7 protein-coding genes and 1 tRNA gene are annotated in these 7,293 nt (G+C 66.2%); all 8 read right to left on the bottom strand.

Translation table 11 applies throughout. From position 1 onward, the window contains the following. Positions 1-80 precede the first annotated feature (80 nt). The 8 genes from ESO89_RS16305 to ESO89_RS16265 all read right to left on the bottom strand — a co-directional run bounded on the left by ESO89_RS16305 (position 81) and on the right by ESO89_RS16265 (position 7,204). Positions 81-428, bottom strand: a complete 348-nt coding sequence (locus ESO89_RS16305) for a hypothetical protein (RefSeq protein WP_241686275.1) — start codon at positions 426-428, stop codon at positions 81-83. 101 nt (positions 429-529) lie between these two features. Next, the gene (locus tag ESO89_RS16300; RefSeq protein ID WP_128906490.1) at positions 530-2,713 is read right to left on the bottom strand and encodes a hypothetical protein; all 2,184 of its coding nucleotides are present in this window, start codon (positions 2,711-2,713) and stop codon (positions 530-532) included. Between the two features lie 464 nt (positions 2,714-3,177). Continuing rightward, a tRNA-Pro gene (locus tag ESO89_RS16295) sits at positions 3,178-3,250 on the bottom strand. 93 nt (positions 3,251-3,343) lie between these two features. Then, entirely contained in the window at positions 3,344-3,814 is a 471-nt protein-coding gene (locus ESO89_RS16290) for a CHY zinc finger protein (protein WP_128906489.1), read from the bottom strand. Further along, positions 3,795-4,424, bottom strand: coding sequence for a tRNA (pseudouridine(54)-N(1))-methyltransferase TrmY (gene trmY, locus ESO89_RS16285; protein ID WP_128906488.1), 630 nt, complete (start codon positions 4,422-4,424; stop codon positions 3,795-3,797). The genes ESO89_RS16290 and trmY overlap by 20 nt, the downstream gene beginning before the upstream one ends. A gap of 216 nt (positions 4,425-4,640) precedes the next feature. Next, on the bottom strand, positions 4,641-5,471 hold the full coding sequence (pyrF, locus tag ESO89_RS16275) for an orotidine-5'-phosphate decarboxylase (RefSeq protein WP_128906486.1): 831 nt from the start codon (positions 5,469-5,471) through the stop codon (positions 4,641-4,643). A gap of 207 nt (positions 5,472-5,678) precedes the next feature. Further along, positions 5,679-6,446 carry a class I SAM-dependent methyltransferase gene (locus ESO89_RS16270; protein WP_128906485.1) on the bottom strand — a complete coding sequence of 256 codons (768 nt, stop codon included), beginning with the start codon at positions 6,444-6,446 and terminating at the stop codon, positions 5,679-5,681. Further along, entirely contained in the window at positions 6,443-7,204 is a 762-nt protein-coding gene (locus ESO89_RS16265; RefSeq protein ID WP_128906484.1) for a hypothetical protein, read from the bottom strand. Before ESO89_RS16265 ends, ESO89_RS16270 begins: the two co-directional genes overlap by 4 nt. Positions 7,205-7,293 lie beyond the last annotated feature (89 nt).

The following is a 7,293-nucleotide window of genomic DNA, read 5'->3' as shown; positions in this document are numbered from 1 at the left end:
TTGACCGAAGCTACGTTTTGCAGGGCGTTGGAGCTGGTGGACACAGTTTCCAAACCCTGCAGCCTCCCTTGGGAGGCTTTCTATGACAGGCTCTGAATCTTGCAGAAGGTCGGAAGGTAGGACCCACCGTCGTCCAGCTCCTGCTCTTCGGTTCCGCGGGCGATCCAGACGGTATCACCACGTTCGAGGTTGCCCTGTTTGAGCGCAGTCTTCACCTCGTCTTCGGCGAAGTAGTCCTCGACGCCCCGGTCTTTGTCCTTGATTGTGAGGCGGAACCACGGACCGTAGTCGCCTTCTCCCTCGGTGATATCGAGTACAGGCCCGAACAGGGTTTCACCCGAAGAGAGTTCGATCGCTTCCGATCCATCCGACGTAGACGCGGCGGCATCAACGAAGCCGTCCGGCGCACTTGGCATTTCGCTCGCCATTACAATTGCAAGTGTGAGCGATTTGTATATAAAACAGAAACCCGTGCAGAGTGAAAGTAAAACTCAGAATCAATAGCAAGCGTAGCTATAATTCATTCTTTTTATATGGTACTTTGAACTGTAGATCGGATTTCGTCGAGCGCGGACGGCGGGAGCATGAGCTGGCCGGCGATGGAGATCGGCGACGTTTCGCCAGTCGTCTCTACCAGCTCCTTAACCGCGACCCGTTCGCGTTCGCCGAGTTCCGGTTCGGGCGATGACTGTCTCTCGAATCGGTTGGTGTACCAACTGTCAGACCACTGCTTCGGCGTCACCTGGTGGACAGCACTACTCGGTACCGATACCGAGGGTACAGACTCCACTTCATCATCGAACGAGCATGTAACGCATCCAGTTTCGCCACCGGCCGACGATGAGTGCGCTTTCGTCCGTTCACCACACCCCGGACAAGGTTCTGATAATATCCCCTCGCCTGTAGGGGTACGCTCAGCATATTCGCGAGCGACCAGCTCCGGCGGCGGAACACGTCCAGAACGAACGTCAGACTCATCAAACAAAGAAGTGTTTTGCCACGGTTTCGGACCTTCTAGGAGGTCAGGTTGTGGAAGGTACGGGAGGTTCGTCGTATCCATGATTGAACCGACGCCCTCGACAACGATCTTCCCGTAGGCCGTGCCGCCGGGCGAGCCGATTTCGGTTTCTTCCTCTGTCGAGAGCTGCACGACAGCATCAGGTGCCCATTCGGGTTCCCGTTCGAACCCGTCTCGTCGCCTCTCAGCAGGTGGAGCTTCCGCGGATTCTGGTATCGGCACCTCTCCCGAGATCGTGTGATTTGGCGCTTCGGTTTCGGTCGCACAGAGTGGACAGGTATCCGGCTCGTCGTGATCACATTGCCGAGCGCGTGTTTTCGAACCGAGCGACCCGGCCGATCGCGCCGATGGCCATCGTTCTGCAAGCGATCGTTTTATCTCGCTCTCGTCGGTCTCTTCCTGGTCAGATTGAGACAGACGCGAGCGTGCTAGTGATGGCTCAGATTGGTCGAGACCGTGAGGAGACCCGCATTCAGCGCATTCGTAGGTGAGTCCTAGTTTCGAGGATCGGACGATCGAGTCACCATGTTGAACCGTCTGCTCGGTTTCGGGGTCGAAATACTGCTGTTGACAGGCATCCGCTTTGCAGGCTGCCGTCGCCCATCGCGAACGGCTGTATTTCTGCGTCGTCGTAGCCCACTGGGAGGCGGCCCACATCAGATATTCGTCGGAGCGTTCGAGGAGGTCCTGGTCCGGCGCGACGGCGAGATATTCAGAGACGTAGCCGGCGAAGTCCTGAATCTCGTCGTCTTTGCGGACTGTTACAGCTCTCTCCATATCGTGAGCGGACCAGCCGGCACCCTCACACTCAGAGACGTGTTTCGCGACGATCGGGCGATAGGTCTCTGGGTCAGTCGCGATACTCGTCGAGGTCGCAGCTGCATCGAGGATGACAACAGGGTGGCTGTGAGAGTACCCCGTTGCATCTTTCTGTGGACCGGGATGGGGTTCTGACTGCCACCACCATGCGTATTCACCGGGAGAGAGCCCGAGAGTTTCTTCGAGAACGTATCGAAGCGTTCGTTTCACCGAGTTCGAAGAGCCTGACCACGCATCGCGAATCTCCCGATCGTGGTCGGCCATCGGACGAAACGACCCATCATCGTCGAGCGACGAGGCGGTCAGACCGAACAGTACCGTAACCGGCTCGGAGAACTCGGCTTCGCAGGTACGACCGCAGGGATATTCTCCGCCCATGAACTGACGCTTTAAGGCCTTGAGACGTGCGTATTGGGTAGACTGATACTTCGGTGTGAGGCTGTTGTCCATGTCGATGAGGAACGATTCGTAATCGTTCCGAATCTCGGAACCGCGAGCCATCCGAAGGAACTTGTCGCGATACCCTTCGTACCATTCGAGCATTTCCTGTATCGCGACGATCAACGGGAGCGACCCGCGCGACACGGTTTCTTCGATGGTTTTCTCTTCGGTTTCACCAATCTCAACGACCCGAGTCACCGTTTCAGGCTCTTCGAGAACTTCTTCGCGAAGCTTCCGACCGTGGACGGTGGAGATGGGTTCGAAGACGCGATCCTCGTATCGGTCGATGATTCCAGAGATGCGTTCTTCGACAGTTGGGAGATCGGGAGGTCGGTGAGAGAGTTCCTGTGAATTAGGGCCTGTATCGTCCAACGCGGGGTAAGTCCCGTTGGAAAGCCAAGCCGCATCCGTATCCGCTTCCCGCGGCGCGCTCATCGCTCACCTCCAGGTGTGCGCGCGACCGCAACAGCACCGCCACCCGTTTGGCGACCTTCGGTCGCCTGTGCGCGGTCGGCGCCGTTCGGTCCGCGTCCGGCGGACCTCACGGACCACAAGGTCGCCGACCGCTTGGAGATACTGACCGGAAGCGCGGTGTGGGAGCGGACGAGATCGAGCCAGATCCGTGGGGAGGTGGACCGGCGCGCAGCTGGCCGGCTCACTTTTCGCTCGGATTCGAGAGTTCGGCCGGTCGCTCAGGGCAGTCGAGCGCGTGGCCGTATTCGATCCCCGTGGTCAGGTTGCTGGTACATCTCTGTCCGCAGACAGGACACCAGAATTCACCCGGACCATCTGCGGTGAGATGACAGTCGGAGTTCGAACGCGAACCGAGGCTCACAGAGACCACCCCGTAGAACCGCCGTTACCTGTCAGTAAAGGGTGGAAAAAGTATAAGGGGGTAGTGGGCCGGCACGAATTTGAATCGTGGTTACGGCCACCCGAAGGCCGAAGGATACCAAGCTACCCCACCGGCCCGCATTCTCAGGAAGGCCGTTCGTTCTTTTAACCTTTCCGAAAGCCGGGGCGATCGGGGGCCGCGCCGAGCGCGATCCCCACCGAACGACCGCTTCACGCCTCGAAGTACCGGTCGCGATGCCGCCGGCAGCCGGGGTTGAACGCGGCGCCACAGTGGGGACAGGCGTCGTCGCCGGACTGCGTCCGGCTGTCACCGGACGAAGCCCGGTTGCCAGAGGGACTCTGTCCCTCGCTGCCAGAGGCGTGTGACACCTCGCTGCCGCCGTCGAGGTACGCGCGGGCGGTGAGCGTCGCGCCGCAGGCGCCACAGAGGACCGCCGGCTCGTCGAACCGGTCGCGGGGCCACGGCTCGGCCGCGTGGTCGGTCGCGGCGTCGTGGCAGGCGTCGCAGGGGTAGTACGTCTCACAGCAGCCGAACCGGAGCGCGACCACGTCGAGGGCGCTGTCCCAGTGGGCGCAGCGCGTTTCGCGGTCGACGGCGACGCCCCGGAGCGGGACCGCGAACCGGTCGTCGGTCGCCGGCACGGTCGTCGTGCGCCGGTCGTCAGTAGGATTCGTAGCCATCGGTGTCGAGCCAGTTGTGGACGACCGAGACGGTGTGGTCGGCGTGGAGGCGCTTCGGGCCGACGCGCACGCGGCGCTCCGCGCGGTCTGCGAGCAGGTCGCGCTCGGCCGGGGTGAAGTCGTTGTGGTCGGAGAGGACGAACACGGGGTCGGTCGGCGGCGCGGCGTCGACGAGGGGGTCGCCGTCCTCGTGGAGCTGGACGAGGGTCGGGCCGTCGTCGGCGCCCGCGCCGCCGGCGCCGGGAGCGTCGAGCAGCCGGTCGAGCGTCGCGTCGAGCCCCATCCGCCGGAGCTCGACGCCGGGCGAGACGTCGGCGGGCATGTGGCCGATGGCGTCCGCCTGCGCGTCGATCGCGTCCCGGATTCGCGCGGCGACGTTGCGCTCGTCGGGGTGGAGGTGTCGGAGGCCGTCCGCGTCGAAGGTGGCCGTGAACTCGTCGGCGGCGACGAGGTGGACGCGAACGTCCTCGCGGATGCCGTGCGAGAGGAAGACGCCGGCGGAAACGCACCGGCAGAGGAGGTCGAGCCGACCCGCGCCGGGGATGTCCGACAGCGAGATCGCGTCCGGATCGGCGGGCACGTCGTGGCCGATGACGACGAACTGGCGCATACGCGGGGGTCGCCCCCGACACTCATAAGCGGCCCGACCCGATGGACTCCATGAGCGTCACCGGGATCTGTCAGGTGTGCGAGGCTGCGCCGGCGCGGCACGCGTGTCCGCGGTGCGGCCGCGCGGTCTGCGAGGATCACTGGAACGACGCCGCCGGGGCCTGCGCGGCGTGCGCACAGGGCCGTCAGCAGTGAGTCGAGTTTGCGGTCGCCGCGGCTATCGATACCGATTCAGCCGCTTTTTCAGCCGCTTGGCGGCGTCGCCCGCGGCCCCGAAGTAGGTCGCCTCGTCGTCCGGGCGGCTCGACTCCTCGCCGGCGAAGATGATCCCGCGCGAGGAGTTGACGACCCCCACGTCGACGGCGGCATCGGGGTGATCGGCGAGGCCGTGCTCAACCGCGGCCTCCGCGTCGCCGCCCTGCGCGCCGACGCCCGGGACGAGGAAGGGGATCTCGGGGACGATCTCCCGGACCTCGGCCAGCTCCTCGGGTGCGGTCGCACCCACGACCAGGCCGACGTTGCCGTTGCCGTTCCACACGTCCGCGAGCGCCGCGACGCGCTCGTAGAGGGGTTCGCCGGAGGCGAGTTCGAGGTCCTGTAGGTCGCTGCCGCCCGGGTTCGAGGTGCGACAGAGGACGAACACGCCCTTGCCCTCGCGGTCGAGGAACGGCTGGAGCGAGTCGCGGCCGAGGTACGGGTTCACCGTGATCGCGTCGGCGCGGTCGAGCGCCTCGGCGTAGCGCCGGGTCGTGTTGCCGATGTCGGCGCGCTTGGCGTCCAAGAGGACCGGCACGTCCTTCCCGTGGGCGTACGCGATCGTCTCCTCCAACGCGCGCCAGCCGTCGGCATTCTCGTAGAACGCGGCGTTCGGCTTGTAGCAGGCGGCGTGCTCGTGGGTCGCGTCGATGATCCGGCGGTTGAACGCCCACCGCGGCAGGTCGGCGTCGGCGACGAACTCGGGGAGCCGGCTCGGGTCGGGGTCAAGCCCGACCGAGACGACGCTGTCGGTCGACTCGATCCGGTCCGCGAGCGTCTCGAAGAAGTCCATGGGCGGTGTGGGACCGGGGGCGCGCTAAACGTTGCTGTTTCCGCTTCCGACGACGGCGTGGTTCACCTCCCCTCGCCCGTCAACACCTACAGAAGAAACAAGGCGAGTGCCCCGGGGCTTGACCCCGAGGCGGTGTGACGTGGCCGCTTGACGCGTTCCGGCACGACCGCAATCGACCGCCTGCGCTCCGGTCCCGTTCAACCCCGCTCACCGCGATCGCTCCCGCACCGGGTCACGGCCGACGTGCACCGCGATGGTCCCGAAGAGGTACCGCTCGCGATCCACCTCGGTCATCCGGTCGTCGAGGGCGCGGCGGGCGGCGGCCGTCCGCTCCGCCAACTGCCCGAGCGGGTCGCCGGACTCCGCGTCGAAGAGCCGCGCGTTCAGCCGCGCGAACGCCCAGAGGGCCGCGTTCGCGGGCGGGCTCCCCCCGGGGGTGAACGACGCGATCGCGACGGCGTCGGCGCGGTCACACCAGTCGCTCACGACCGCGTACGGGTCGGGGAACAGGGAGGTGACGAACGTCGCGAGGACGCCGTCCGCCCTGCGGATCGGCGGCTCGGTGGCGTCGCCGCGGACGAGCGAGACGTTCTCCCACCCGCGCCGCTCGACGAGCGCGCTGGCACGGTCGAGCATCGCGCCGGTGAGGTCGACGCCCACGACGCGACCGGTCGGTCCCACGACCTCGCGCAACGCCGGGAAGTTGACGCCGGGGCCGCAGCCGAACTCGACGACGGTGTCGCCGGGATCGAGGTCGAGCGCCCGAACGCAGCGCGCGCGGACGCCGCCGACCGAGGCGGTCGCCCACGCGAACCGGTCGTAGATCCGCGCCCACGCGGCGTACGCACGCTGGACGCGTCGGGCGCGCTCCGCGTCCGACTCGGCCTCGGTCGGCGGCGGGTGGGAGCGCTCGCGACGGGATCGCCGAGCGCGGCGAGACCGCCGATCGCGCCGCGGCCGTCGATCGCGGGTCACGGCGACGGGTCGACCGCGGCGGGGGGCGTCTTCGGCCACCACTGCGCCGGCGCGTCCCGCGCGACCGTCGAGTAACACTGTTCGGTGTTTCGACACCCCCTCGGTCGCTGGTAGTCGATCCCGCGCTCGGCGAGGTACGTCACGTAGCCGTCGTCGACCCGGTCGAGTTTCTCGTGGCACACCCACCGCTCGCCGCGGATGCCGGCGCCGACGCCGCGATACGGACAGGTGAACGCCGTCCGCTCGGCGCCGGCCTCAGAGGTGGTGTCGTCGATGCGCACGCCGACCGCGCGGTACGCCAGCCGGAGCCGCCGGACGACGCGCTTGGGCGACGAGGCGCCGAGGAACAGCCCGTGCGCGAGGACGTAGCCGAACCCGTGGAGCAGGCGCTCGAAGCGAGTCAGGTCGTCCGGGTCGTCGTCGACGAGCGACCGGAGGGTCGCGTACCAGCCGGCGATCTCGGTCACCTCGTCGAACAGCGCGCCGGCCTCCACGAGCGCTTGCCGTCGGTCCTGAAGGGGTGCCGCGCCGTCCGAGAGCCGAAACGACGGCACCGCCTCGACGTGTTCGAGCACCGCTTCGCGGAGGATGTCGCCCGCGGCGTACGAGTTGGTCACGATCCTGAGATCGGGGTACCACTCGCGTGTCAGCCTGCCGTACGTCCCGTCGAGGAGGTCGTCGACGCGGTCCGTCCCGTCGATATCCGCGGGGAACGCGTCGACGACCCGCCGGAGTTCGGCGGAGTCCGGTCCTGCCATGCGTAGACGTGGCAGAGCGACGCCCTTGAATCCGCAGGTCGACTGGAGACGGCAGCCCTCGTTGAGGGTGGATGCGTTGTATCTGCCGA

Source organism: Halorubrum amylolyticum (assembly GCF_004114995.1).
GTDB lineage: Archaea > Halobacteriota > Halobacteria > Halobacteriales > Haloferacaceae > Halorubrum > Halorubrum amylolyticum.
This window is presented reverse-complemented; position numbering and strand designations above follow the sequence as displayed.